This is a genomic window from Planctomycetia bacterium (genome assembly GCA_021413845.1).
Taxonomy (GTDB): domain Bacteria; phylum Planctomycetota; class Planctomycetia; order Pirellulales; family PNKZ01; genus PNKZ01.
The window spans coordinates 1-24,737 of the sequence record JAIOPP010000165.1; the positions used below are offsets into that span (position 1 = coordinate 1).

18 protein-coding genes are annotated in these 24,737 nt (G+C 58.5%); 7 read left to right on the top strand and 11 right to left on the bottom strand.

What is annotated here, in order from left to right:
- A partial coding sequence (locus tag K8U03_26685) for a DUF1549 and DUF1553 domain-containing protein (GenBank protein MCE9608487.1) occupies window positions 1-2,018 on the top strand: 2,018 nt, incomplete at its 5' end.
- A gap of 56 nt (window positions 2,019-2,074) precedes the next feature.
- On the opposite strand, the gene K8U03_26690 is transcribed toward K8U03_26685, so the two are convergent.
- Entirely contained in the window at window positions 2,075-2,752 is a 678-nt protein-coding gene (locus K8U03_26690) for a hypothetical protein (protein MCE9608488.1), read from the bottom strand.
- A gap of 187 nt (window positions 2,753-2,939) precedes the next feature.
- Here K8U03_26690 and K8U03_26695 point away from each other — a divergent pair, with 187 nt between their 5' ends.
- Complete coding sequence (locus K8U03_26695; GenBank protein ID MCE9608489.1) at window positions 2,940-3,878, top strand: alpha/beta hydrolase; 939 nt, start codon at window positions 2,940-2,942, stop codon at window positions 3,876-3,878.
- Here the strand turns inward: K8U03_26695 and K8U03_26700 are convergent.
- The 3 genes from K8U03_26700 to K8U03_26710 all read right to left on the bottom strand — a co-directional run bounded on the left by K8U03_26700 (window position 3,847) and on the right by K8U03_26710 (window position 7,457).
- Complete coding sequence (locus K8U03_26700; GenBank protein ID MCE9608490.1) at window positions 3,847-4,578, bottom strand: hypothetical protein; 732 nt, start codon at window positions 4,576-4,578, stop codon at window positions 3,847-3,849. The genes K8U03_26695 and K8U03_26700 overlap by 32 nt on opposite strands.
- 68 nt (window positions 4,579-4,646) lie before the next feature.
- Window positions 4,647-5,939 carry an SGNH/GDSL hydrolase family protein gene (locus K8U03_26705; GenBank protein ID MCE9608491.1) on the bottom strand — a complete coding sequence of 431 codons (1,293 nt, stop codon included), beginning with the start codon at window positions 5,937-5,939 and terminating at the stop codon, window positions 4,647-4,649.
- Between the two features lie 174 nt (window positions 5,940-6,113).
- The gene (locus K8U03_26710) at window positions 6,114-7,457 is read right to left on the bottom strand and encodes a molybdopterin-dependent oxidoreductase (protein MCE9608492.1); all 1,344 of its coding nucleotides are present in this window, start codon (window positions 7,455-7,457) and stop codon (window positions 6,114-6,116) included.
- 253 nt (window positions 7,458-7,710) lie between these two features.
- On the opposite strand from K8U03_26710, the gene K8U03_26715 reads away from it, so the two are divergent.
- Window positions 7,711-8,793 (top strand): lactonase family protein, encoded by a 1,083-nt coding sequence (locus K8U03_26715; protein MCE9608493.1) that lies wholly within the window; start codon window positions 7,711-7,713, stop codon window positions 8,791-8,793.
- Between the two features lie 27 nt (window positions 8,794-8,820).
- On the opposite strand, the gene K8U03_26720 is transcribed toward K8U03_26715, so the two are convergent.
- From K8U03_26720 to K8U03_26740, 5 genes are all read right to left on the bottom strand, one after another.
- Window positions 8,821-9,891, bottom strand: coding sequence for a Gfo/Idh/MocA family oxidoreductase (locus tag K8U03_26720; protein ID MCE9608494.1), 1,071 nt, complete (start codon window positions 9,889-9,891; stop codon window positions 8,821-8,823).
- Window positions 9,892-10,011: 120 nt separating this feature from the next.
- Entirely contained in the window at window positions 10,012-11,256 is a 1,245-nt protein-coding gene (gene argJ / locus K8U03_26725) for a bifunctional glutamate N-acetyltransferase/amino-acid acetyltransferase ArgJ (protein MCE9608495.1), read from the bottom strand.
- Window positions 11,257-11,347: 91 nt separating this feature from the next.
- Window positions 11,348-12,364: an N-acetyl-gamma-glutamyl-phosphate reductase gene (argC, locus tag K8U03_26730; GenBank protein MCE9608496.1), complete on the bottom strand. Its 1,017-nt coding sequence runs from the start codon at window positions 12,362-12,364 to the stop codon at window positions 11,348-11,350.
- 1,306 nt (window positions 12,365-13,670) lie between these two features.
- A complete protein-coding gene (locus K8U03_26735; GenBank protein ID MCE9608497.1) occupies window positions 13,671-15,500 on the bottom strand; it encodes a recombinase family protein in 1,830 nt (609 codons plus the stop codon).
- Window positions 15,501-15,573: 73 nt separating this feature from the next.
- The gene (locus K8U03_26740) at window positions 15,574-16,317 is read right to left on the bottom strand and encodes a recombinase family protein (protein MCE9608498.1); all 744 of its coding nucleotides are present in this window, start codon (window positions 16,315-16,317) and stop codon (window positions 15,574-15,576) included.
- A gap of 1,618 nt (window positions 16,318-17,935) precedes the next feature.
- Between K8U03_26740 and K8U03_26745 the strand changes: the two genes are divergently transcribed.
- Window positions 17,936-19,288 carry a hypothetical protein gene (locus K8U03_26745; GenBank protein ID MCE9608499.1) on the top strand — a complete coding sequence of 451 codons (1,353 nt, stop codon included), beginning with the start codon at window positions 17,936-17,938 and terminating at the stop codon, window positions 19,286-19,288.
- A gap of 2 nt (window positions 19,289-19,290) precedes the next feature.
- On the top strand, window positions 19,291-19,788 hold the full coding sequence (locus K8U03_26750; GenBank protein MCE9608500.1) for a hypothetical protein: 498 nt from the start codon (window positions 19,291-19,293) through the stop codon (window positions 19,786-19,788).
- On the opposite strand, the gene K8U03_26755 is transcribed toward K8U03_26750, so the two are convergent.
- Complete coding sequence (locus K8U03_26755) at window positions 19,775-20,965, bottom strand: hypothetical protein (protein MCE9608501.1); 1,191 nt, start codon at window positions 20,963-20,965, stop codon at window positions 19,775-19,777. The two genes, K8U03_26750 and K8U03_26755, sit on opposite strands and share 14 nt — an antisense overlap.
- A complete protein-coding gene (locus K8U03_26760) occupies window positions 20,962-22,164 on the bottom strand; it encodes a site-specific DNA-methyltransferase (protein MCE9608502.1) in 1,203 nt (400 codons plus the stop codon). The genes K8U03_26755 and K8U03_26760 overlap by 4 nt, the downstream gene beginning before the upstream one ends.
- Before the next feature lie 500 nt (window positions 22,165-22,664).
- Here K8U03_26760 and K8U03_26765 point away from each other — a divergent pair, with 500 nt between their 5' ends.
- Both K8U03_26765 and K8U03_26770 read left to right on the top strand, forming a co-directional pair.
- Window positions 22,665-23,381, top strand: a complete 717-nt coding sequence (locus tag K8U03_26765; protein ID MCE9608503.1) for a hypothetical protein — start codon at window positions 22,665-22,667, stop codon at window positions 23,379-23,381.
- Window positions 23,382-24,077: 696 nt separating this feature from the next.
- Window positions 24,078-24,713 carry a hypothetical protein gene (locus K8U03_26770; GenBank protein ID MCE9608504.1) on the top strand — a complete coding sequence of 212 codons (636 nt, stop codon included), beginning with the start codon at window positions 24,078-24,080 and terminating at the stop codon, window positions 24,711-24,713.
- The last annotated feature ends 24 nt before the right edge of the window (window positions 24,714-24,737 follow it).

Genomic DNA, 24,737 nt, shown 5'->3' on the forward strand with positions numbered 1-24,737 from the left:
CGAAGGGAGACTATTACCGCATCACTCAGGAAATGATCGGCCGACGCGTGAACGTCGCCGTACCGGCCGATAGCTTGCTGTTGCTCAAAGCGACGGGCAAAGTGCCGCACACCGGCGGCCGGCTGTTCGATGTCGAGAGCCCGCACTATCGGACGCTCTATCGCTGGATCGAAGCCGGCGCGCTCGAAGATTCCGCCGCGGTGCCCGAGCCGGTCGAGATCGCGCTCGCGCCGGAGCGGATGGTGTTCAACGGCGTGAAAGGGACCGAGCAGACGAAGGTCACGGCTCGCTATTCCGACGGCTCGACGCGCGACGTTACGCACCTCGCCCGCTTTCTCTCGAACAACGTGTCGACCGCCGCGATCGACGCCGACGGCAAAGTTTCGGCCACGGGGCGCGGCGACACGTTCGTCTTCGCGCGGTTCAACCGCTTCACGATCGGCTCGGAAGTGATCGTGCTGCCTGCCGATTCCACGTATCGCTGGCCGGCTCCTCCGGCGAACAACTACATCGACGAGCTCGTTTACGATCGGCTGCAAAAGTTGCATTTGCTCCCTTCGGAGCTGTGTGACGACGAAACGTTTTTGCGACGCGTCTATCTCGATCTGACGGGCGTGCCGCCGACGTTCGCCGAATACGAAGCGTTCACGGCCGACAACAGCGCGCGTAAACGCGACGAGCTCGTCGACCGTTTACTGGCGAGCGACGCTTTCACCGACGTTTGGACCGCGAAATGGGCCGAGTCTTTGCGCGTGATCGGCGGCGGCTACGCTCCGACCGCGACCGACGTGAAGGCCGCCGAAGCGTATTTCGAATGGATCCGCGAACAGATCGCGGCGAACCGTCCGCTGAACGAGTTCGTCGCCGATCAGATCACGGCCGGCGGCAGCAACCTCACCACGGGGCCCGCCAATCTTTACACCATGCTCGTACACGATACGAAGTTCACGCCGAAGAACTTCGCGGCCGATTTCTCGCAGCTCTTCACAGGCGTGCAAATTCAGTGCGCCGAGTGCCACAACCATCCGTTCGACCGTTGGACGATGGACGACTACTACGGCTTCGTGAGTCTCTTCACCGGTATTCGTCGCAAGACCGGTGCCGAGGCGCGCGAGTTCTACATCTACAACGACGCAAGCGCGCCGCCGGCGAAGCATCTCATCGACGGTCGGCCGGTCCCCGTGATGGTGCTCGGCGGTGAGACGGCGGTTCCGAAGGGAACCGATACGCGCCAGGCCTTGGCCGCGTGGCTGACCTCGCCCGACAACGAACTCTTTTCGCAGAACCTCGCCAATCGGATTTGGGCCCACTTCATGGGGCGCGGCCTCGTCGAGCCGCTCGACGACATGCGGATCAGCAACCCACCGACGAACAAGCCGCTGCTCGACGCGCTGGCGAAGCATCTGACCGAGTCTAAGTTCAACCTTCGCGCGCTGGTGCGCGAGATTTGCACCTCGCGTGTGTATCAACTTTCGTCGCGCCCGAACGAGACCAACGCTCTGGACGACCGGCAGTTCTCACGCGCTCGCCTCCGCCGATTGCGGGCCGACGTGCTGCTCGACTCCGTCGTGCAAGTGACGGAAAGCGAACGGGGCTTCCGCGATTTCCAACTCGGCACCAAAGCGATTCAGTTCTATCCTCGCACTCCCGGCGACACGACCGGTCCGCATGCCGGCGACTCGTTCTTCGAGACGTTCGGGCGTTCGTCGCGGGCGACCGTATGCGCCTGCGAGACGAAGCCCGACCCGACGCTGTCGCAGGCGTTGCACCTGATCGCCGGCGATACGGTTCATGCCCGGGTCGCGGCCGGAGGGCTCGTGCCGAAGCTCATCGCCTCGCAACCGACGCCGGAAGCGATCATCGAGCAGCTCTTCATTCGGGCCCTCACGCGTAAGCCGACGGCCGAAGAACTGGCCGGCATGCGGAAACTCGTCGGCACCGACGTGAAAGATCGGAAGGCTTACGAAGATCTTTTTTGGGGCCTGCTGAACTCCACGGAATTCAGCTTTAACCACTGATCCCGTTCCGGCTCTCGCGATCGAACTATTACGATCGAGCGGCTGCTCCGGCGGCATTATTTCGCGGCAGGAGCAAGCTCTTCGGCCTTGCCTGCGGGAGCAGCTTTGTCGTCCGGAGTCTCTTTACTTGCGGTCCCTTCTTCCTTCGCCGGAGGTGCCTTTTGGTTCGCCTTGAAGAAGGCCAAGACGACCGGCTCGCGATCTTCGGAATCGGTCGTGCGAAACAAGACGAGATGATCTTTCAGGAACCAAAAATGATTTTGCTTTAAGCCATCGGACGAAAGATAGGCGCGCGAGTAAGCGTCTCCCAAATCGACCTTCGACCAAGTGTTCGAGCCGGCCCCCTTTTTCAAGTCCTCGAGCTCTTGCAGCAGATCGCTCTTCGCCTGCTTCGTGATCGGAAAGACATAGGCATCGATGCGGCTCGGCCCCGCCTCGTAGAGGGCGTGCGTGCCGGCGAGATCGATCTTAAGTGCGGGAACTCCTCCGCTCTTCTCGGCAGCGGTTCGCTCGTAGCCTGCGAGTCGCGCGGGAAAGACATCTTGAGCCGTTGCATCCGGCGCCGGGGCCGCCCAACCCGCCGCCAACGTCTGCCGCTCTTGCTCGATCGCGAGAGCCTCGTTCACCAGTTCCATCCCTTTATCGATCAGATCGGAGCCGTACCAAAACATCGCCCCGATCGCACCGGCGATCAACACCACGAAGAGACCGCAACCGATAAGAACCGCTTTCATAATTGCCGTCGATGAAAAGAAGGTGAAAAGTAATTGAAAAGGATTATGTAATCGTAGGAGAAGTTTGCGAAGCCGTCGAACGCCATGCTAACATCTGTCGGCCGGTGTCGAGGAGCGGATTCCGCGCAGGATTTCGCGGCGGCACGATCGGGCACGCCCCACCATAACAACTTCCCGAGAGATCCCCATGTCGTCAGTTCTTCACTTTCCCTCGCTGCCGTATCGCCTCCCGGCGCTGCCGGTTCTTGCCGTCGTCTTCGCCCTGGCGACCGCTGCCGCCTCGGCAGCCGAGCCTGCCGCGCCGCAGAAGTCGCCCCTATGGGCCGGCGGCGCACCGAACGGCGACGGCACCGTCGACACGGCGACCGGCTTCCTGACCGTCCATCTTGCTCCTGCCGACAAGGCCAACGGCGCGGCGCTCGTGATTTGCCCCGGCGGCGGCTACGGCGGGCTCGTCACCGGTGCCGAGGGGCATGGGATCGCCAAATGGCTGAATGGGCACGGCATCGCAGGCATCGTGCTCGAATATCGCTTGCCGAAAGGCCGCTCGATGGTTCCTCTCGCCGACGCCAAGCATGCGATCCGCACCGTCCGCTCGAAGGCCGGCGAATGGAAGCTCGATCCGAAGCGGATCGGCATCATCGGGTTCTCGGCCGGCGGACACCTGGCGTCGACCGCCGCGGTGCATTTCGATGCCGGCGATGCGAAGTCGGCCGATCCGATCGAGCAGGGCTTCAGCAGCCGGCCCGACTTCGCGGTGCTCGTCTATCCGGTCGTTTCGATGGGCATGCTCGGCCACGGCGGCTCGCGGCGCAACTTGCTCGGCGCGAGCCCGTCGGAAGAATCCGTGGCCTTTTTCTCCAACGAAAAGCAAGTCACGAAAGAGACGCCGCCGATTTTTCTTACGCACGCCAAGAACGATACCGTCGTCGTGCCGGAAAACAGCCGCCTCTTGCACGAAGCGTTGAAGGAGCACGGCATCGCGACCGAATATCTGGAACTGGCCGAAGGGGGCCATGGGCTCAACGGCTACAAGGGCCCGATGTGGGACGCTTGGCAAACTAAGTCGCTCGCGTGGCTAGCGTCGCTGAAGATCATTCCTGAGTCGGACGCGGCGAATCCTTAGACGGCTCCTCTTTCGACGGCGCATCCTTCGTGGGGGAGTTCTTCGCCGCGTTCGCGCCGACCATCGTCAGGCCGACCAATTGCCCGATGAACACCGCGAAATAGAACTGCCCGAACAGCGCCTCGAACCACTGCAACGTGCGCACGAACGGCGCGAGCGGGGCGATGCCGTCGTGATCGAGCGACGTCAACGACGCGAAGCTGAGATGGTTGAAGAGAAACCGCCGGAGCTCCAGGTCGTTCAAGTGGGAAACGTGTTGCGGCTCGACGTGGAATGCGTCGGGCTGCAACAGGTAAATCAACAAGTACAGGTTGCCCCAAGCCAGAGCGGCGAGGATGAACCCGGAAAATGCGCCGATGACGTGGTCGAGTTGGATCCGTTCGCTACTGAAAATATCGGCGAGAATCGTCGCGACCGCGAACCCCATGAACGAAATGATCAAGATGTGATACGCGATGAAGTAGTGATCGCGATGGCTTTCCGGGCCGAATATCCCGAGCGTGTTCGTCGCGATCGTCAGGAGGCCGAGCACGATGCCGACGACATGCTGCACACGTCGCTCGAACACGGTCAGGAAAACGGCGAGCAAGATGAGGAACCCGAAGATCTCGGTGCGGCCGGTCGCCACCGGTTGCGCCAGCAACGCAAGCACCAGCACCGCCAATAACAGCCGGTGCTTACGTTGCCGCAACCACTTCATATATGCTCCGATAGTCCACGCGCCGAGGCCACGAATCCGTTCGATCGAGTTCTCGTTCTCCGGCGGGTTTACTTCGCCGGCGCGATCGTCACTTTATGCGGCTTCAATTCGAGCGCCTTGCGAACGGCCGCTTCGAGGGCCGGGAGTTCCTGCAACCGCTCGGCAATGGCCGCTTGGCGCTTCGACTCGATCTCTTCGGGCGAGATCTTGAGCCCTAAAAACTCCGGGATGCTGGCCTGGGCCAACACGCAACCGCGGAAGATCCGATCGTGGTAGTACTTGTTCTTCGCTTCGATCGCGGCACGCACCGCTTTCACTTGCTCGGAAACAGGACCCACGGCCAACGCCGGCGCCGCAAGATCGACCCCCTTAGCGAGTTCGTCGGCGGAATACTTCGCGACCGTCTTGTCGCCCAGCCGCACTTCGTAATTCCCAGCCTTAAGTCCGCTGACGGCGAGCCGATAGTCGTTGGTCTCCGCCAAGATCGGCGCCCAATTCAAAATCAGCGATGCATCTGCGGGAAAGAACGGCAGCGCTCCGTCGAGTCGCTCGAAGGTCAACACGTCTCCTTCGCGCGCAACGTTGGTTACTTCGCAATTCTCCGTCTTCACCCCCTTCAGATCCGCCGCATCGATCGCCACCGACGAGACGAGCTTCGGAAAGTTCAGACCTTGAAGAATCGCAAAGGCCATCAGCGCTTGCCCCGGCGGGCCCGGATGTACGGCATCGCCGGCCGTGATCCGTTTGTAAGGTTTCGAGCCGGCACGGGCCTTATCGAGAACCGCGAGATAAGGATGAAACTGATCGACGAAGTGCTGCCCGTTGGCGTCGGACGTCTTCTTCATCCCCTCGGACAACTTTTCCAACGTGAGGTTATAGGCGGTCAAAGCCGTCGGGCCTTGCTCTTCGGCGTCGAGCGGTTGCGGCGTGCAGAACGCCACGCGAATGCCGGCCGCTTTCGCTTGATCGGCGATGCCTTGCAGGCCTCCGACATAATTCTTGAAGACCGCTTCGTCGTAAGCTTTATAGCCACCGTCGTTCATGCCGAAATCGACGGTCATGGCCGTCGGCTTGAACGAAACGACGTCGCGCTTGAATCGACCATTGCCCCCGCGGCTGCTGTCGCCGCCGATGCCGACGTTGCGAAACGCCAAATTCCATTTCGGAAAGCGGGTCGTGACCCACATCTCGATGTAGTTGCTGTAGAGGTGCTGCTCGGTGATCGAGTCTCCCATGATCACGATGCGGTCGCCGTCGCGAAAGAAAAACTTCTCGGCCGACGCGCCCGAAGCGCTAAGGCCGCCGATGAGCAAAGCGAAAACGAACAGCAACCGGTTCATGGCGACGAATCGACGAATCATGTGCGGGATCCTCATAGAGATTTGCAGCGTTCGACGGAAACCGACGCTTCTTATCTTGCGTCGTGCGGCAACGGCTGCCTTGTTGCCGGCCGCTAATTTAGCAGAGGCGCACGGGTCGCGAAAGCATCGCAAGGATCGATGGATGCGACCGCGCTTCGCCCGGACGCTCGCGGCTTACTCTTTCACTTTGACGACGATCGATTCGATCGCCGAGTGGCCCGACTTGCGAAACGGACGCGGCATCGGCTGCGCGTGCCCCTTCTCGTCGATCGTCCGACTGCGCAACGTGTATTCACCGGCGGGGAGGCCGGGCAACACCTTCGCCCAGTGGGCGTTCGTCAGCCGCAGCGGCCAGGTCTTCGGCTCGCCGGCGGCGGTGAAACCGTGCGTCTCGGCAGGGAGCTTTCCTTCCGGAAGCGCCCCCCAATGTTTCGGAGGCGCGAGCAAGTCGGCATCGACCCACGGCGCAGTCGTGAAATGCGGATCCCCTTCCGGTCGCGGCTTCGCGTTCGACTCGATCGAGACCTGCACCTTCGACAAGCCCGAGATGCCGACCTGCGCATAACCGGAAACCGGAATCGGCTGACCCGGCTTGAATCCCGTCGGCGACGAAAGGATCGCGGCGAACGTCTTCAGCGGACTGTCGAGGTCGTTGTTGCCCGAGGCATACGTGTCGTTCGCATGCGCAAGGTTCGTGAGCACGAGATGCGTGAGCCACTTGATCGACTTGAAGCCGTAGGCTTCCGGCACGACGACGCGCACAGGGCCGCCCCGTTCGGAATCGAGCCATTGGCCGTTGAGCTTATAGCACAAGATGACGGGAGGGAGATCGTAGGGATCTTCCAAAACGCGCCCCACCGGCAACGAACTGCGAAACATTTGCGCCGGGTCGTCGTTGTGGTAGCCGTAGAAAAACACGCGGCGCACATTCTCGCGCGGCTTCGTCAGCCAGAGCACTTCGCGCATCGGCACCCCTTCCCACAAGCCCATGCCGAGCGGGCAACCGATGTTCAAGCACGTCATCACTTTCGCGAACCGGACGGCATGCTTCTCGCCGAGCTTGAGCAAGCCGGCGAAGTCGAGCGCCGTGTTGTCGGCCTTCGTAAGCGACGTGCCGAGTTTCGCCGGGTTCTCGGAGTCGGAAACGACCTCGAGGCGCCAGGTGTCGCGCGTCAGTCCGACCTCGCGCTTCTTCTCTTCCGGCAACGAATGGGGCAACGGCTTGCCGCGCGAGACATCGCGAAAGTCTTCGACCGGCGTGAAGTAGGGATCTTGTCTAGCGCCAGCCTTGTCGGGCTTCGCCGGCTTCACGGGTTTCTCGTTCGCAACAGGTTTCTCAGCGACCGTTGCCGTAGGCTTGGGCGGGGTCGCAGGTTTATCAGGTGCCGCAGGCTTGGCCGGCTCTTCGGCGGCATGTAACAATGCAGCCTCGGCAACGGCAGCGCCCGCAACGCTTGCGCAGAGAAAGTAACGACGCGTCAGTCGCCGATGCTCTTCGAGAAACGTGGTCTCTTCCATGATCGAACTCCCGGAATGAAACGCTGCCTTTTGCATTCTAAAAGTACGCGAGTCGAGAAGCGAAGCAGATTCACGAAGCGGCGGCGCATTTTCTTGGGTGTGATGCATGAAAGCGCGCAATCGCGATGCGCGAACGGCGGAAATCTCTCCCTCCGATTGTCGCGCCCTAGGGAGTGGCATTCCGTCGCCGGCCGCACCATACTGACGACCTCTCCCGCACGCTTCTCCTTCCTTTTTCGAGAGTCTTCCGATCATGCGTTGGATCATTGCCGCTATTTGCACGTTGGGTTGGGCCATGAACGCACATGCAGATACATACGTTTATGTCTCGCTCGTCGCCGAGCAGAAGATTCAAATCCTGCGTCTGAACCCCAGCGACGGCAGCCTTACGCCGGTCGATGCCGTGGCGGTCGACGGCGGGCCGGGCTCCTTAGGAGTCGATCCGCAGAAGAAGTTCTTGTTCGCCTCGCTTCGCAGCACTAGCACACTCGCGAGCTTTCGGATCGATTCCGCCACCGGCAAGCTCACGCTCATAAGCTCCGCCACGCGACCGACCGGCGAAGGGGCTGCCTACGTCACCACCGATCGCGCGGGGCGCTGGCTTCTCTCGGCTTCGTATGGCCTGGGACGAGCCGTGGTGCATCGGCTGTCCGACGACGGCAAGATCGTAAGCCCTGCGGTCGACGTCGTCGAAACGGCGAAGACCGCGCACAGCGTGGCGACCGATCCGGATAATAATTTCGTCTTCGTGCCGCATCCCGCCCCGAACGCGATCTTTCAATTCAAGCTCGATCACGCGACCGGCAAACTCACGGACGCCGGCAAAGCCCCGGGCGGAACGCCCGCCGGCAGCGCGACCAAGACCGGCCCGCGGCATCTTGCGTTTCATCCGACTTTGAAGCTGGCCTTCACATCCGATGAAGCAGGGAGCAGCATCACGGCATACCGGTTCGATCCGACGACCGGCTTGAAGCCGGTGCAGACCGTGTCGACTCTGCCCGCCGACTATAAGGCATCGAACAGCACGGCCGAAGTGAAAGTACATCCGAGCGGCCGGTTCGTGTGGGTCTCGAACCGGGGCCACGATAGCCTTGCCGGTTTCTCGATCGACCCGAGCGGGGCGCTCACCGCGATCGATCGCGCACCGACCGAAAAAACACCACGCTCGTTCGATATCGAACCGCAAGGACGCTACGTCTTCGGCGCAGGAGAAGGCTCCGGCAAGCTAGCCGTGTTCCAAGTCGACACCACGACCGGCCAGCTCACGCGCAAGCACACCTACGAATTGGGCAAGAGCCTCACCTGGGTGCTCGCCGTGGAGACGACGAAGCCGTAAGCCGAGCGGAAGAAGTAGCGACCCCCATCAGGAGCCGATCGAGCACTCGACGCGTCGGCCCGAGCGCGACGACTCGTAGGCGGCGTCGAGGATTTCGAGCGTAGCGACGGTCGACTCCGGCGTATTGCGGCACTCGCGCACGCGGCTGGCGGCGCGGTCTTCGATCGCGGCGAGCCAATCTCCGACGACGTCGACTCCGCGAATGCCGCCGTAACCCGGCGTCGTGTCGGCGGCGACGGAAAACGTTTCTTCCATCGCATGCCATTGCGGTTGCGGGCCGTGGATTTCCAACGCGCCCGACGTGCCGGGCTTATTCGGATGCCAATTCACCCACCGCTCGCTGCCCCGGATCGACCATTGGTTTTCGCCGGCCCAACGGGGAAACCAGTAGCCGCCCGTGAAGGTCGCGAGGGCTCCCCCTTCAAGATCGAGGACGACCGTGCCGCCGTCTTCCACATCGGTTGCCGTCGCGCCGAACGTGCCCAGCCGCGCGGTCACTCCCATGACTCTCCTTTGCGCGACGTAGAGCAGCAGATCCAGATGATGACAGCCGAGCCAATTTATAAAGCCGGCGCCGCTGATGTTGCGATCGAACAAGTAGTGGTCGGGCCCGCGCCGGCGAATGTCGCTGGTGACGAACTTCATGTCGATGTGGATCAGCTTGCCGAAACGCTTTTCGGCCAGCATCGTTCTCAAGCGTTCGGCGCACGCATCGTAGCGCCACATGAAGCCGCTTTGAAAGGCGACGTCGTGCTTCCGCACCGCGGCGACGAGCGGGCGGAGATCGGCTGCCGTCGCCGCACCCGGCTTCTCGGTGAAGATGTGCTTTCCGGCTTCGGCAAGGCGGAGCAGGGTCGACGGGCCTTCGTTATTGGGGAGCGCGACTAGCGCGGCATCGAAGTCGCCGCGGGCGATCAAGTCGTCGACGGTGGCGAAGCGCGGCACTTCGGCGAAACGCTCTTCCAGGCTCGTCAGCGCGCCGCCGAAGCAAGGCAACAAGGCCGTGATCTCGATCCGCTCGCCGAAGTTCTCCAACGTCTCCCGCCAATGCGCCCCATGCGGATGATCGACCCCGACGAAGGCAAGACGAAGCGACATGATGAAAAACTCAGAAGTCAGAAGGCAAAATGCAAAACGACGGACGTCGAGATCGGAACGACTTCTCTTCCCTTCCCCTTCCTTCTCTGACCCCTGACCACCGACCCCTGACCCCTTCTCCTAAGTATGATAATCCGCGTTCAGCCGCACATACTCGGCCGTGAGGTCGGTGGTCCAGAAATTTACCGTTGCCGTTCCTTCGCCGAAGGTGAGCCGGATGTGCGTGTCGCGGTGGTCGCGGATCGAGTGCGAAGCGGCGACCCGATCGAACGGGAGCGGCGCACCGTTTTCATACAGGTGCAGGCCGTTGACCCAGAGGTTCACCTTCGCCGGATCGAACGGAACGTTCGCGTAGCCGGCCGCGGAAACGATCCGGCCCCAGTTCGGGTCGGCACCGCAAATGGCGGTCTTAACGAGCAAACTTTCGCTCACGCTCTTGGCGAGCAGCCGGGCCGATTCCCGATCGCGGCCGCCTTGAATCTCGACCTGAATCAGATGCGTCGCTCCTTCGCCATCGGCCGGGATCATCCGCGCCAGTTCGCCGCAGACTTCGCCGAGCGCCGCTTCGAACTTCGCCAAGTCGGCCCCTTGCAGCGGCGCGCCGCCGGCCGCACCGTTTGCCAACAGCAACACGGTGTCGTTCGTGCTCATGTGGCCGTCGACGCTGATGCAGTTGAACGAATCTTCGACCGTCGACGATAGCAACCGCTGCGCATCTTTGGGGGCGAGCGCCGCATCGGTAAGGACGATGCCGAGCATCGTCGCCATCTTCGGGCCGATCATCGCGGCCCCCTTCGCCATGCCGGTAAGTTGCACCGAGCCGGAGCTAAGGGCAATGGTTCGCCCGGCGACTTTATGGCGTGTGTCGGTCGTGAGCATTCCGCGCGCGGCGGCGACCAGCGCAGCTTCGTCGGTACCGAGCTTGCCGGCGACGTCGCGGACGCCGGCTTCGATTTTCTGCATCGGCATAAACTCGCCGATGATGCCGGTCGAAAGAACGAGCATTTGGTCGGCCGTTGCGCCGCAGGTTTGCGCGGCGGCTTCCGCCATGCGTCGACAATCGGCATCCCCGCGCTCGCCCGTGCAGGCGTTGGCGTTGCCGGAGTTGATCACGATGCCGCGCAGCGACGTGCCGGGCGTGTGCTCGCGGTCCCATTTCACCGGCGCCGCGAATACGAGGTTCGTCGTATAAACGCCCGCCGCCACGGCCGGACGCTCCGAGACGATCAGCGACAGGTCGAGTTTATCGGCATAGCGCTTGATGCCGCAATAAACACCGCCGAGCGAGTAGCCTTGCGGTAGCGGAGGAACGGGAAGCGCGGGAGTCGATGCTGCGGCTGATGATGCTGCGGGCGAAGTGGTCATGGAACGTGTTGCGCACTCCTGGCGAACGGATCGAAAGTGAAACTATGAAGGCTGCCGAACGAAACGCGGGCCGCGAATTACAAACGATCGATTACAACAGGGCCGTCGTTTCCGGGTAGCCGAACATCAGGTTGAAGTTCTGCACCGCTTGTCCTGCTGCGCCTTTAATCAGGTTATCTTCCACGCTGATCGTCACGATCCGATCGCGCACCACGCGGGCCGTCAGGTGGCAGTAGTTTGTGTGCGAGGTGTCTTTCGTCGTCGGCAGATGATCGACCACGCGCACGAACGGCTCGTCGCGATAGAAATCCTTCAACGCGTCGAGTACCTGCGCGGTCGTGTAGGTCCCGCGCGGCACGGCGTATGAAGTCGCGAGGATGCCCCGATCCATCGGCACCAGATGGGGCGTGAAGATGATCGAAGCCGGCGCGCCGCCGAACATCGTGAGGGTCTGTTCGATCTCGGGCGTGTGGCGATGCGTGCCGACGCCGTAGGCCGAGAAGTTTTCGTTGCACTCCGGATAGTGGAACGAAAGTTTCGGGGTTCGCCCTGCTCCCGAGACACCGCTCTTGGCGTCGATGATGATCCCCGTCGGCTCGATCATCCCGAGCTTAATGAGGGGAGCGAGCGGTAAGGCCGACGCGGTCGGATAGCAACCGGGGTTGGCGACCAACTTCGCCGGCGCGATCGCCGAGCGAAACAATTCGGGCAGACCGTAAACCGCCTCGGGAAGCCGGCCCGGATCGGCGTGCGTTTCGCCGTACCATTGCTTATAAGCGGCAGGGTCTTTCAAGCGATAGTCGGCACTGAAATCGACGACCCGCGCGCCGGCCGCGAGCATGTCGGGCACTTGGTGCGTCGTGACGCCGTGCGGCAAGCAACTGAACACGCAATCGGCCCGCCGCCCGACCTCGGCCGCCGCCAGGTCTTCGAGCTTTAAGTCTAACCGGCCGGTCAGGCTCGCATGCACGGAAGCGAGCGACGGATTCCCTTCTTGCCGACTGGTTACGGCCGTGATCTCGATATGCGGATGCCGCAGCAAGATCTTAAGCAGTTCGAGGGCCGAGTAGCCGGTGGCACCCTGAATGGCGACGCGCGTTTTTGGCATGGCTTGATGAATGCGGCTGACAAGGAAAACGGAGCAAGCGAATCGAGCCGAGCAGTATAACGACGACGAGCCGAACCCGCCAATCGGCCGAACGGCATCCTAACGAAGAGCCGTTTGCGGTCGCTGAGGTTCGCGGAGGAATGTCGTGGTGCGAGTGAAGGAATTCCTTCTGCTTGCAGCAGCCCACGGTTGCCGTCACAATGCCGGGCTTCTTACATGCGCTTGATTTCGGAAGCTTTCGCGGGGCCGTCGTCCCCAGGGGCACCGTTCGCAATGCTGGCTAAACTGCAGACCTTTACGCTCGTCGGCATCGATGCCGTGCCGGTCGAAGTCGAGGTCGACGTCTCGGCCGGCGCGCTGCCGAAGACGATCTTAGTCGGCCTGCCCGAAGCGGCCGTGAAGGAGAGCGTACACAGAATCGAACGAGCACTGGTCAACTCCGGCTACCAGCGGCCCGAGGATCGGATCGTCATCAATCTGGCCCCGGCCGATTTGCCGAAGCATGCCGTGTCGTTCGACTTGCCGATCGCGCTGGGGTTGCTCGCGGCGTCGGGACAAATCTCGGCCGAATGCCTGAGCGAGTTCGCAGTCGTCGGCGAGTTGGCGATGGATGGTTCCACGCGCCCGATCAAGGGCGCGCTTTCGATGGCGATCGCCGCGGCGCAGCAAAAGAATTTAATCGGCATCATCGTGCCGGCCGAGAACGCCGCCGAAGCGGCCGTCGTGGCGAAGATCGCCGTGTACCCGATCTCGAGCCTCACGCAAGCCGCGGCGTTTCTCTCGAAGCAAATCGAGATCGAACCGACCCCGACGAACCTAGACCGCTGGTTCGATTCTTACGGCACCTACGACATCGACTACGCCGACGTGCGCGGACAAGAAACGGCGAAGCGCGCGATGATGATCGCCGCGGCCGGCGCGCATAATCTGTTGATGAGCGGCCCGCCCGGTTCGGGCAAGACGATGCTCTCGAAACGGCTGCCGACGATCTTGCCGGAGCTCACGCCCGACGAATCGATCGAGACGAGCCGGATCTATAGCGCGATGGGCTTGCTGCCCGTCGGCCAGCCGATCCTCGCGGTTCGGCCGTTTCGTAGCCCGCATCATACGATCAGCGATGCCGGCCTCGTCGGCGGTGGCTCGACCCCTTCGCCGGGAGAAATATCGCTCTCGAATCACGGCGTGTTATTTCTCGACGAGTTGCCGGAGTTTAATCGGCGTACGCTAGAAGTGTTGCGACAGCCGATGGAAGACGGCATCGTCACGATCAGTCGCGCGTTGAACAGCAGCACGTTCCCTGCGCACTTCATGCTCGTCGCGGCGCTGAACCCTTGCCCATGCGGCTACCGCAACGATGCCCGCAAGCGCTGCAACTGCTCGGGCCCGCAGGCCGAGCCCTATAAAAAGTTACGCTTTTTTTGCGGCCAAGACGCATTCTCCCTCGGTGCAATCGATGACGATTACGGGTCTTACCGTTTCGCATTGTGACAGTTTCCGTATGCCACCGAAGTCGCACCTCAGCACCAAGGCTATGCAGAACTTCGTTTACCACACGCGGTTCGACTAGTAGTTCTGGGGGGAGTTCGTCGCCAGGCTCTACTTGGAACGTCGCAACAACCTCCGGCAAGCAGTGTGACACCGGCATCCGTAACGCTCTTTTTATAAAGTCCGACCACCAAGCGCTCAGAGCCTCGAACTCCGCACGGTTAAATGCACTAGGCTGCGGCAAACTAGCGACTGATGCTTCAAGAGCCTCTAGTTCGTCACGCATCGTCGTAATGCGGCCATCTAGGCTTTGGCGAGTTCTTCGATCGCTGCAATCTAAGAGACTCTCTTCAGCGCGCCCGATACGGGCCAAAAGTTGCACGCGAGTCTGTTCCGCCGCGGCCTTCGATGCTTTGCGTCGATCGGATGCGAATACAAGCTCATCGGGTGGTTGAACGTAGAACCGCTCCAATTCGCGTATTTCTTCGCCGAGAAGCTTCAGAACCGTGGGCAAAATACGTTCCTCGCGAATCTCATAGGTTCCACATGTCCCAACTCCTGTCTTTGCTGGTGTGCTACAGCGATATACTCGATGAGGTCTACCAGTCGGCTGGCACCCGTACATAGGTTTGCCGCAATGATCGCATATCAATACGCCGCTCAATGGATAGCCGCCATCGCGTGGTCGTCGACTTCCCTTCATCATGAAAGAGGCAAATCGAGACTGAACTCGCTCGAATAGTTCCCGATCTACGAGCGCTTCATAATGGTTCAGGTGAGATATCGTTCCGTTGTCTGTTTCCTTCCACGGTGGCGAGTCGCTCGGTCGATTCGATGCGTCGACGATGTCGCCCTTACTATCGAGGATGAAGAATTGCCCGGATTTTCGGCGGTTGTATTGAAAATCCCCGACGTACGCCCGGCGGGACAGCAACTCCTTGATTGATGCTACGTGCCATTTGCCGCCGCGACGCCCGGGAGTTTTCTCGCGATTTAAGTCACTCGCAATCGCGTTCATGGAACGGAAACGGTTACCAAACTCGTCGAAAATTCGGCGAACAATCGCGACGTCGCTAGCATTGCCCGGCCGAATACCGCCGCAGCCGTCGTTCTCCATTCCGTAAGGAGCAATGCCGCCGCTTCGCTTCCCCTCCATCGCTCGATTGCGACGGCTAAGAGAAACTCGGCGGCTAAGTTGGCGGCAAAAATCGTTAGCCGACCAAACGCTGACTACGAATTTGATGATCTCTCCAATGTCATTGCCGGCTCCTCCTAAATGGAAGGTTCCCTGAGCCGCGCTTACGATAACCAGCACACCTGCTTGCTTAAGGGCCAACGCGTCTCCTTGGACTTCGGCTACGCTTGCGCGGCTAAATCGATCCATGTTGTCGACGACGATCGCTTCGATGTCCTTTTTTGAGGCGGCATCAGCGAGCATCTGACTGAATTCCGGTCGCGCTGCACCACGTTTCCATCCACTCTTACCAGGGTCAGCGTACCACCTAACGATCTTGTAGCCGTTCTCCTGTGCAAGCGACTCGATCTCGGTTCTTTGCTGTGAAATCGATTTCTCTTGGCGTTCGCGACCGTTGCTCGCTACGCCGCTGGTTGACTTTCGAAGGTATCCAGCCGCGGGTACTTTTCGTTCCATTTGATTTCCTCAGTAAGTCATCGCGATGCGGTCGCTACCGCGCCGAAGACCGGCGGGTACTGCTGGCGTGAGTTTAGACAGGAACGCTCCGTTTTTGTTTACGCGCGGAATCGACTTCGGCAACTAACGGACGAGCTTTCAAGAGTCGGGACACCTGCATCGGCGACCACTCGCATCCTCGCCGAGTCTCGTGCCCCTCTTTAGTCAGATGCGTAGCGATCGCTTGTAGCGACTTCCCCTCGTTTCTCAGAGATTCTATTAGGGGTATGAGGTCGACGTATGCGTCATGCGCTTTTTTCTGTCGCGTTGTGATGGCCTTAGTCCGTGCCCGCTCTAGCGCCGCCAGCCTGAGCGATTCTCGCCCGGTCCAGTGACCAACACGTGCAGAGCCAAGCAGCGTGCCCCTTGCCTTTGCGGCCGCCAATGCCGCCTTTGTTCTTTCGCTTATCCGTCGAGCCTCGTCCTCAGCAACCGCAGCCAAGATATGGATTGTCAGGCGGTTCGCGGTCGGATTGTCGCACGCAACGAATTCGACGCCCGAGTTCAAGAGCGCCGCGGTGAACTCAACATTCCTCGCAAGCCTATCCAACTTCGCTACGACTAGGACTGCCTTTGCGCGCTTTGCATGTGCCAAGGCGCGGCTGAGTTGAGGACGATCAGCGAGCTTACCAGATTCAACTTCGACGTAGACGCCAGCAATCGGAAGCGAGGATTGCGAGGCATACGACCGAACGGATGCGGCTTGCGCTTCAAGGCCGAGCCCCGAATCGCCTTGCTGCTTCGTGCTGACGCGATAATAGGCAATAAGGGACTTCATAACGCAGAGCCCAAAAGGACGCGGTTGACCACCTAGGGGGTATTGTAACGTTTCAGTAGACGGACGACAACTGAAGCGTTACGGGCTATTTCTGCCGTCGTTTTGATCTGCGAGTAAGAATTCTCAGCGCCGCGGCTCGGCGATTGGCCTGCGCGCGATCATCCCGATGAACTCTCGAATCAAGTCCCGGGCTGCCAATAAGTTTGACAACGAGCTTTTTGATGTCCGGAGGTAGATCGCGGAGACGCCGAGCTTCGGTTTCATCGTCAGGAGTGAAATTCAACTCATGGCCCTCGATGCTCTTATGCGCCTTCGACCGGGATCGCTTTCGTCTGAGCAGGCTCTTTAGCTCGCCGCAGATTGGCTCTAGCTGTAGCAACTGCGATCACACGGAATCCTTCGATCCGTTGCGAGGTAGTTGCCTCAGCGGAATTGACAAGCTGAAAGATCATGTCGATTAGTTGGCATCCGTGCAAATCCGGCACAACACGACCGGTTGAAATCGCGGTTTGAAGCATCAACAAGTCGCGCACGCCAGCTTGGGTCCAATCAAATAATGTCCCCTTTCCCGTACGCAGAGCGCAGGGATTTTCGCGGTCGCCTCGCGCCTCGAACGTCGCGCGTTTTCGTTTCCGCCTGCTAATGTTAGGCATATCCGCGAATTATATCCGAGGCGACTCTAAAAAGGCTTTTGCTATCCGTCCAAAGCCATAGCGCCCGTTTGCAAGTATGTTCGCGTTGACGCTATGCGAGGTCTTACCTTCGCCTGCGGATCTGGAAGCCCTCGCGAACCGTCACCGCGATTTCTTCCGACGTCGATATGCCGACTGTTTGCAGCCGCTACTGCAATATCTCTTGTCGCCTCGAATCAGCTCATCGCCAGGGTGGTAGCTAGGCCACCCTGAAATTGGATACCCGCATTCCTCGCAAGCGCGCTCGTGAGGCCCGTTCTTTGAAAACTTTGCCCGTCGAATGCGTTGGAGCTTTCGAGCCTCGCTACGCGCAGCAACAAATGCTGCGACTCGGCATTCTTTGCAGCAGTACTGTTGCTTCGAGTGTCGAATGAGAAATCGTGCGCGACAGGCAACACAGACTCCGAATTCAGGCATGGGGGCTTTCGTCACGGCGGTGTTCGTTACCGTCGTCGGTTTCCTTCTCGGGATCGGTGGCATCGGTAGAAACTCCCGCAAAAAATCGCCGCTTCGGTCGGAATGTCTTGCCCTATTTCGTCGCGAGTCGGACAGGTCCGTTACGAATGTCGGTTGAGGACTTGGCGATCCGGAGAATTTGAAGGGCCGCCGTAATACCAATACTCGAAATCCACTCGACTTTGTTGCGAAGGCACTGATCGCAATGGCGACCGCCGCGTTACGTTTCGTGGTGTCGACTACTTGGGCCTTCGTGACGGCCCGCGATACGGACTCCGGCGGGCGGTCCTATATACTCGTGCTTTTAGTAGCCAAGCGAATTGATGCCCAATTACCCGCTGCTACAACGATCGCGCAGTATGAGCGATTCTTATTGCGAGCAAACTGCTTGGAATCTGGCTCTCATCGATAAAGGGTGACTGGCAATTCCCCTCCTTTCAGCCATCGATCGCCACTGATATATTGGGGGCATGACACCTCCAAGATTAAGCGAAATTCGAGTACTATGCGACGAAGCCGCAGACAAAGCCCTGTTTTTGCGGATCAAGCGGCTATCTCCGTTCCTGAGTCAGATTCCGGATTCGAATGTCGTGGTGTATCCGGCTCGCTTGGTCGGCGAACAGTTCGCGTTGATCGAGCCGCTAATGATCGACGACCGACCAGACTTCATTCTACTGCACGATAGGAAGCCGCTCCTTGTCGTAGAGCTTACAGAGCACGGTTACACGGGCGACAACCCGCTGCAACGTTTCACTCGACTTGCTGCTGCCGCAGAAAATGGTGTTGCGGTTATCTACTTCGGTCCCTTCGCGCGGGTCCGCGACGACGAACTAGATCTAGTCGATGATCCCGAAACACTTAGCAAGCGACGTGTGAATACTGATCTGTTCCGCGGTATGTATCGGCTCGGGCAAACTCATTCGGTCCCGGTTGCCGCAGTTGAGTGGATAACGGGTAGCAATGGCAAGCCGCTGAAGCTTCCGCTTTCACTTCCGGATGCGGACATCTCACGAGTGTTCGGCCGCCTGGTTTCGCGAATGAGCACGCTGCTCGAAGACGCTTGGCATCGGTCGCAGAACACGTCGCGGGTTCATCTTGAAGCAGATGTCAACGCAATCGACGAGGATCTAAGAGCTACTTTCGCGGTGTCAAATGTTCGTGGTAGTCAAACGAAGTTGATTTTACCGGGCTCAACGACGTTGAATTTCTTGCGAAATCCATCAACTATCCTTAGTTCGATCACGCGACAGGGGTATTTTTACAAAGACAAGCCGGAGCGTTTGCTTGCTCTCCAATGCATTCTTGAAACCGATATCCAGTTCATCAAGTCCGGCTCGGTTATCACGCCTGTTAGCGATAAAGAGGCCTTGGTAACTCGCCTTCTCGAAGCCGTTCCCGGGTTAGCGAATGGATGTGCCTTCTACTACACCGGATATAAGTGGCGCAGCGATCCGCATTGCGGGGTGCTTGTAAACTTCGACTACCTTCAAGCTCGGGAACTCACCGAAGCGCGGGTTCTCGACCGGCAACGGCCCCTGATTCTCTTCTATCCGAGAATTCACTTGAGGCCGACGTCTCCAAACGTCGTGCGAGTGCAGTCGCGGCTCAGCAATTTCGGTCAGGCCGCAAATCCATTTAGGCAACTTTTTGCTGAACGGTACGGCACGGCTAGCGCCGATACGCGTGCCACGGACTTTCTAAACCGAACGTCCGATCACACTGCCAAATGGACTGACTCTACTAAGCAGGCGCGTATTTTTCAGCGTTACTGCGATCTGATCGTACTGCAAGATGCCGTGATACTCGGGCATCATCGAACTTAGCTATGCCGACACTCGAAGATGAAGCGTATCAGAGGCTCGTCGACCGCCTTAATGAACGACGCATAACGGTAATTAGCGCTCATCCGCCAAGCGGAAAGGCATACGATTCCGAGCTTGTTCGAATTCCGGCTAAGGAAAGGAACTCAGGCCGTTATCACGCGGACATTATCTTTGTAATCGATACCGTGCTGTTCATATGCGAACTCAAGGGCAAAAGCAGCGAGTCGACTTCCGATGTCGCGAAGCTTCGAGGGATAATTGCAGACTATACGGTAGCAGAGCTAGTCTCGTTCATTCGGAAGCGCACGAACGTCGCGACAGTGAATTGGGCCGCCATCACTAAGGTCGTCGGCCTCATTGGAGTGGTAGTGGGTGACGCTTCCTTACCCGACGACATCGTATCGATAGTTGCGAGTGCGCCAGCCGAGTTCGAGGTCGATGTGGGCAATACGCTTCCTGACGCCTCGGGACTACGAGAGGCACTCGCTAGGGTTTTCTAAAGACAACGATGTAATCGTGTTTGGTCTGAATTTCCGTATCGGCCGACTTGTGATAAAGGGCTTGAGTTCCTGAAGTCTCACGGCGAAGAATTTCTTCGACCTTGAATCCGGCGTCACTGGCCGATTGAGCAAATCGCGAGAAGATGTTGAGCTTCTTCTTAGAAAGTGTCGAGTCGGAATTAATGGCGACACCTCTTGCACCTGAAGCGCTTGCCCGGAACATCTCCTTCCAAACAAGATCGCAGTCGGCGAGGTACTTCTCCGCATCGTTCGGATTGCTAGTCTTAAAGCCATCCCGAATCTCTTCGCCAGCAATCACTCGACGATCTGCACCAAGCCATTCGAGTTCTAGCCGTAGGACATCGCTGCTGTACTTATAAAGCGCGAAATACGGGGGGTGCCAAAAGATCGTGCGCATGTCAGAGATTTGCGACGACATTTTCACAGCCGACACGCATTTCAAAACCACCGAGTTCGCCATTTCCGGAAGTTGGGCCTGCGCAGTTTGGATAGTGGAGTATTCCTTTACAAATAGGTCAAAGGGAAGGCGCGGTGTTTTCTGTTTATCTAGGAATAACCTTCCTGTTTTACTTGAAGCCTTCGACGATTTTCTTATTGTTCGCAGCCAAGCTAATAAAAGTATCCTGCGCTCCGCGGATTCGGGAATCGCTTCTATCGCTGCTCGCAGCACCGCATGTTGCTCCGCGGCCTCGTTGCTAAACCATCGGTCGATGTTTTGCATAGCCGCATCGCGAATTGCTGCGACGTCGTGCGGAGTCGCTTTAATCGCGACAGCTTTCGTTCTATTCGTAAATAAATCGGCTTCGAGCTTAAACGTCTGCTGCAACCGATCCTTCGCGAATTTTTGAATTCCGCCTAGGAGGCGATAGGTCTTATCTGCATCTGCTCGCTCTACCTTAACTTGACTGATCAATAGGCTAATCGGGTTAACGTCCAAGCCGACGGAGTCACGGCCCGCCAGTGACGATTCCAATAAGGTCGTCCCGCTACCGCACATAATGTCAACGACGGGTCCTTCGGCACCTAGACCCCATAGCTTCTCAAGAAGAATGCGAGTCGATGTCGGGGGGTATTTCCCGAAGTATCGGAATATGCTGTGGGTAAGATATCGCTGCGCGGCGTTAGAACTGCTGTCGACTAGAGCGGTATGTTTCATGGCTTCCTTGCGATTACAATATGTTGTGTCCGCATGCGCCGGTTTAGCGTTCGGCCAGTATTGTTGTTTAGGACGTGTTCCGCGTAGCGAACGACCTCGAAGCCAGTGTCTTCGCAGAATTCGCGAGTTATAGTGCCGACCGGTATGCGGACGGTATCGACCTGACCATCTCCGACAACAGCCGCGAAATGACCGCCACGCTTCAATACAGAAAATGCCTGGCGAACGATCTTGCACCAGCCAACTAGATACTTCTGCACGCCATTGGGCTCGTGCAAATAACTTCCCCTATGCCTAAGCTCGCTTTTCCAGATGGTCTTATGATCAACTCCAAGGAAGGCGAGCTGAAGTTGAGTCGACTCACTAAAAGCGGTGTTCGACATATATGGCGGATGAGCCACGACTAGGCCAATGGCCTTATCCGCAGGATCGAACTCAATCGCGTTTTGCCGACGTACTATCCGCTCGAATTTTCGAGTTCCCGCGTCCCTCGCAAACGCGTCGTGCAGTTCTATGTTTTTCTGCAGTGTTTTCGAGAACAGTTCTGCTACTGGCCAGACCTTCTTTTTTTCTCGGTCAAATTCGATGTTCATCTTCTTGACATTGCACAACGAGACACGTCGCAATATCGCGAAGAATGCCGTCTGTAAAAAATCCTTGATTTCGGGCGATTCAACTTTCTCGATAGCTCGGAAAAGTTGTGACAGGTCCTGCCACGCATCCGCCGTGAAGAACTTCGAATTCTCACCCAGATTGATCAGGTCTGCCTTTTTCGAAGCGGGCTTGCTGAGCAGCGGACGATTCGTCTCCGGAAGTTGGGCGATGATTTCACTCGCGACCTTCTTCAATTGAGTCGGCACGCATACCGCTGAAGCGGTTCTGGCGACCGTCATAGCGACCGGGTTCACGTCATAGCCGATAATTCTCTTTCGACCGGCCAAGATCGCCTCGGTCAGTACGGTGCCCCCACCGCACATGGGATCGAGTATCGAATCCTTGGGACTGGAATACTCTTCGATGATGGCCCGCGCAATCTGCGGTGGAAACTTGCCAATATATCGAAAGTACCCGTGAGGACCTTCTTGAGTTTCGACGCCATGCGGCACTTCCCACAGTTCGCGGGCACCGGAAAAGGTTTGCTTAATCCGCAACTCCGCTAATATGTCGGCGGATTTCTCGGAGATTGAGTTAGCTGCCATGCACTCTCCTAGGTGGTCTCGACCGTCGATAACCCATTGGTGGGAAATCATTTAGGACTAAATATAGCGAACGTTCGTCGGTTTTGGCAAGCCGACGGAGGTCTGGGTAGTGTCCTAATTTGGCTTTTCAGTTTCCTTGGCGTTGCGGAACTCGCCAGTAGCGCGATCAAAGCGATACTGCACCGCGATTTGCCTCTCCCCGACCGTCATGGCGTGGAACTCAAATCGGTGTGGCTGTGCCGGTGTCAATCGCCAACTGCACGCCGCCGCAGTCGCACAGGCCATCGTCGTACACAGGACCACGACCAGCCGCCACCACGCTTGATTCGACATCGGTCGGCCCCTAAATCTGGAACGGATCGTCGTCGATTCCCACCTGCACGCTGGTTTACGACCACGGAAATCGGCTAAAAATCCCCCTTCACTTGGACTAGACTTGTGCCCACAAGTCGGCCAGCCGTTTCGACCGTTTCAGTCGCCGCGACACAGGGGCATTCGCGATGGATTTCAGCATCGAGGGCGGGCATCACGTTTCGCCGCTTGATACAGCCGAACCATCGCTATCGCAGTTACAGAAACTGTCGGGCCTTTTCGCCGCTCTATCGAGTGCTTTGGAGCGTGATCTTCGTGAGAACAGTCAGTGGTCAGTCGCAGAGGTTCTTCAAGACTTCATGCGAGCCTGGAAATTTCTGCGAGAGATCGGCCTCGACGGCGGCAGGGGGACGGTAACGCCGATCGGGTGTGAACCACGGGAAATGCTGCACGCGCTTCGAGAGATTCGCGACTTCATGGGGATCTACGAGTCGCAGATAGGAAACAGCAACGCTTGGAGCATCCGACCAGGGGCTCACGCAGGGCGCGTTTCTAGTTCGTTGTTCATCGCCGTAGCCGAAAGATGGACCGTTGCTATCGCAGCACTTGCCAAAAGACAAGTTGAAAAAGCCGCTGCTGCTAGTTCAATCGTCGATGCAGAATCCGACGATCTAATGACGTTGTATGAATTATCCAAGCTCGTCTTCGTTTCGTCGAAAGCCCTTCGCAACAGAATGATACTGAGCGAGCCAGCGATAAAGGGCGGCGGTCGTGGACGCAAAGCTAAATGGCATTACCTCAAAGAGAAAACCGCCATCGAGACCGCTTATCACCTCAAATTGCCGGATCTCTCCGAAGCTCGGAAGCAATTGTCCCGAGATGGCGATGCGTCCAGTGCGGGATAGTTTGGCAATAAACTATCCCGATACTATCCCGCGAACATCGTAGAACTATCCCGAATGGTCGCAAACCATTGACGTGACGAAACTTCAAGAAAGTTTCTCTGCCGCATCTACGATGTCCCTGGCGACGCAAAGACCGTCGCCAAGGAGGTTCGTCATGAGAAGGGCCGAGTGCGCCGAACAATGAGCGGCGCGAGCCATAAATAAAAAACGCCCGCAGTTGTCCGACTTAATCGGGAGGGCAACTGCGGGCGCTCAGCGTTTGGGCCTGCGCTGGCGGGTAGCGCAGCCTTTTATCCAGCGATAACGGCTTCGATCCCCGGCAGCTCCAATGTTTATTTTGTAGGTCGTTTCGCGGCACGACGCAAGACTTCACGCGACCATGTGACCGGCTTTGCGTCGTCGGCCGCCGCCGCAGCATCGATCGCGGCTTCCTCTTTGGCCGATAACGGCAGCTTCATGGCATCCGTTCGCCGTTCTTCCGGCGGCTTGGGCGGTTGTGCTCAAGGCGGTGTTTTCTACCACTCAGGTGACACGAACGATGTGATCATTCTCCGTGAAAACCGCTAATCGCGATGTTCTCGGTGCAGCCCTCGCCCCCGTCGAAGCCATCGAATCTGCGGTACGGATTCCGTTTCGCCCGATTATTCGATTTTGTTACAATTCTGGCGTGTCGATTAAAGGCCCAAGGATGATTTTATGAACGCCGAAACGGTCGAACCCATCAACGTGCCGGTGGTTCAAACCAAGCCCGAGCCGGAGACGCCGATTCCCGTTGCCATGCCAGCCGTCATTCCGCAAGTAGCGGTGAAACGATTCGATTGGACTGAGTTTCGGTCATGGACGACGCTAGTCATTGCAGTCGTCATCGCGGCATTGACTATCGCCCAAAGTCCTGCTTCCTCTTGGTTCAAACCGCGACTTTCATATACCCAAAACCGGTTCGGAACGACCCATACGGGAACCTGCTTCATCGGGACGACTTGCTATCTTTTCAATGATTCCAGCTACGTTTCCGCAAAGAACGTGGTTGTGCGATTGGATTCGCATAGAGAACTAGAATTCGATATCAACGTGCCGCATAAGATTCAGAAGCAGGGGCAAAACGGCTACGCAATTGAAATCCCTTCGATTCCGCCAGGCGGGGTAGTGCACCTTTTTGCGGCGACCGCATGGGAAGATGACTCCGGTCTAGCGATCGCCCCCGATGTAACCGCGATCTATTCCGACGCCGGGATTGGCATTGAAAACTACAATTCTGACAGCTATCCGAGTCCGTGGCGAATTCCTGACCTGAAGCCGGCCACACCGAAGATTGCGAAAGTAATTCCGTAAGCGTGGCAACGAGCTAACTCCGCA

Excerpts from the sequence above, each read along its gene's own strand:
- K8U03_26755 (MCE9608501.1), bottom strand. The coding sequence starts at position 20,965 with ATGAAACATACCGCTCTAGTCGACAGCAGTTCTAACGCCGCGCAGCGA.
- K8U03_26700 (MCE9608490.1), bottom strand. The coding sequence starts at position 4,578 with ATGAAGTGGTTGCGGCAACGTAAGCACCGGCTGTTATTGGCGGTGCTG.
- K8U03_26760 (MCE9608502.1), bottom strand. The coding sequence starts at position 22,164 with ATGGCAGCTAACTCAATCTCCGAGAAATCCGCCGACATATTAGCGGAG.
- K8U03_26695 (MCE9608489.1), top strand. The coding sequence starts at position 2,940 with ATGTCGTCAGTTCTTCACTTTCCCTCGCTGCCGTATCGCCTCCCGGCG.
- argC (MCE9608496.1), bottom strand. The coding sequence starts at position 12,364 with ATGCCAAAAACGCGCGTCGCCATTCAGGGTGCCACCGGCTACTCGGCC.
- K8U03_26720 (MCE9608494.1), bottom strand. The coding sequence starts at position 9,891 with ATGTCGCTTCGTCTTGCCTTCGTCGGGGTCGATCATCCGCATGGGGCG.
- K8U03_26690 (MCE9608488.1), bottom strand. The coding sequence starts at position 2,752 with ATGAAAGCGGTTCTTATCGGTTGCGGTCTCTTCGTGGTGTTGATCGCC.
- K8U03_26710 (MCE9608492.1), bottom strand. The coding sequence starts at position 7,457 with ATGGAAGAGACCACGTTTCTCGAAGAGCATCGGCGACTGACGCGTCGT.
- K8U03_26765 (MCE9608503.1), top strand. The coding sequence starts at position 22,665 with ATGGATTTCAGCATCGAGGGCGGGCATCACGTTTCGCCGCTTGATACA.
- K8U03_26770 (MCE9608504.1), top strand. The coding sequence starts at position 24,078 with ATGAACGCCGAAACGGTCGAACCCATCAACGTGCCGGTGGTTCAAACC.
- K8U03_26705 (MCE9608491.1), bottom strand. The coding sequence starts at position 5,939 with ATGATTCGTCGATTCGTCGCCATGAACCGGTTGCTGTTCGTTTTCGCT.
- K8U03_26745 (MCE9608499.1), top strand. The coding sequence starts at position 17,936 with ATGACACCTCCAAGATTAAGCGAAATTCGAGTACTATGCGACGAAGCC.
- K8U03_26740 (MCE9608498.1), bottom strand. The coding sequence starts at position 16,317 with ATGAAGTCCCTTATTGCCTATTATCGCGTCAGCACGAAGCAGCAAGGC.
- K8U03_26750 (MCE9608500.1), top strand. The coding sequence starts at position 19,291 with ATGCCGACACTCGAAGATGAAGCGTATCAGAGGCTCGTCGACCGCCTT.
- K8U03_26735 (MCE9608497.1), bottom strand. The coding sequence starts at position 15,500 with ATGGAACGAAAAGTACCCGCGGCTGGATACCTTCGAAAGTCAACCAGC.
- argJ (MCE9608495.1), bottom strand. The coding sequence starts at position 11,256 with ATGACCACTTCGCCCGCAGCATCATCAGCCGCAGCATCGACTCCCGCG.
- K8U03_26715 (MCE9608493.1), top strand. The coding sequence starts at position 7,711 with ATGCGTTGGATCATTGCCGCTATTTGCACGTTGGGTTGGGCCATGAAC.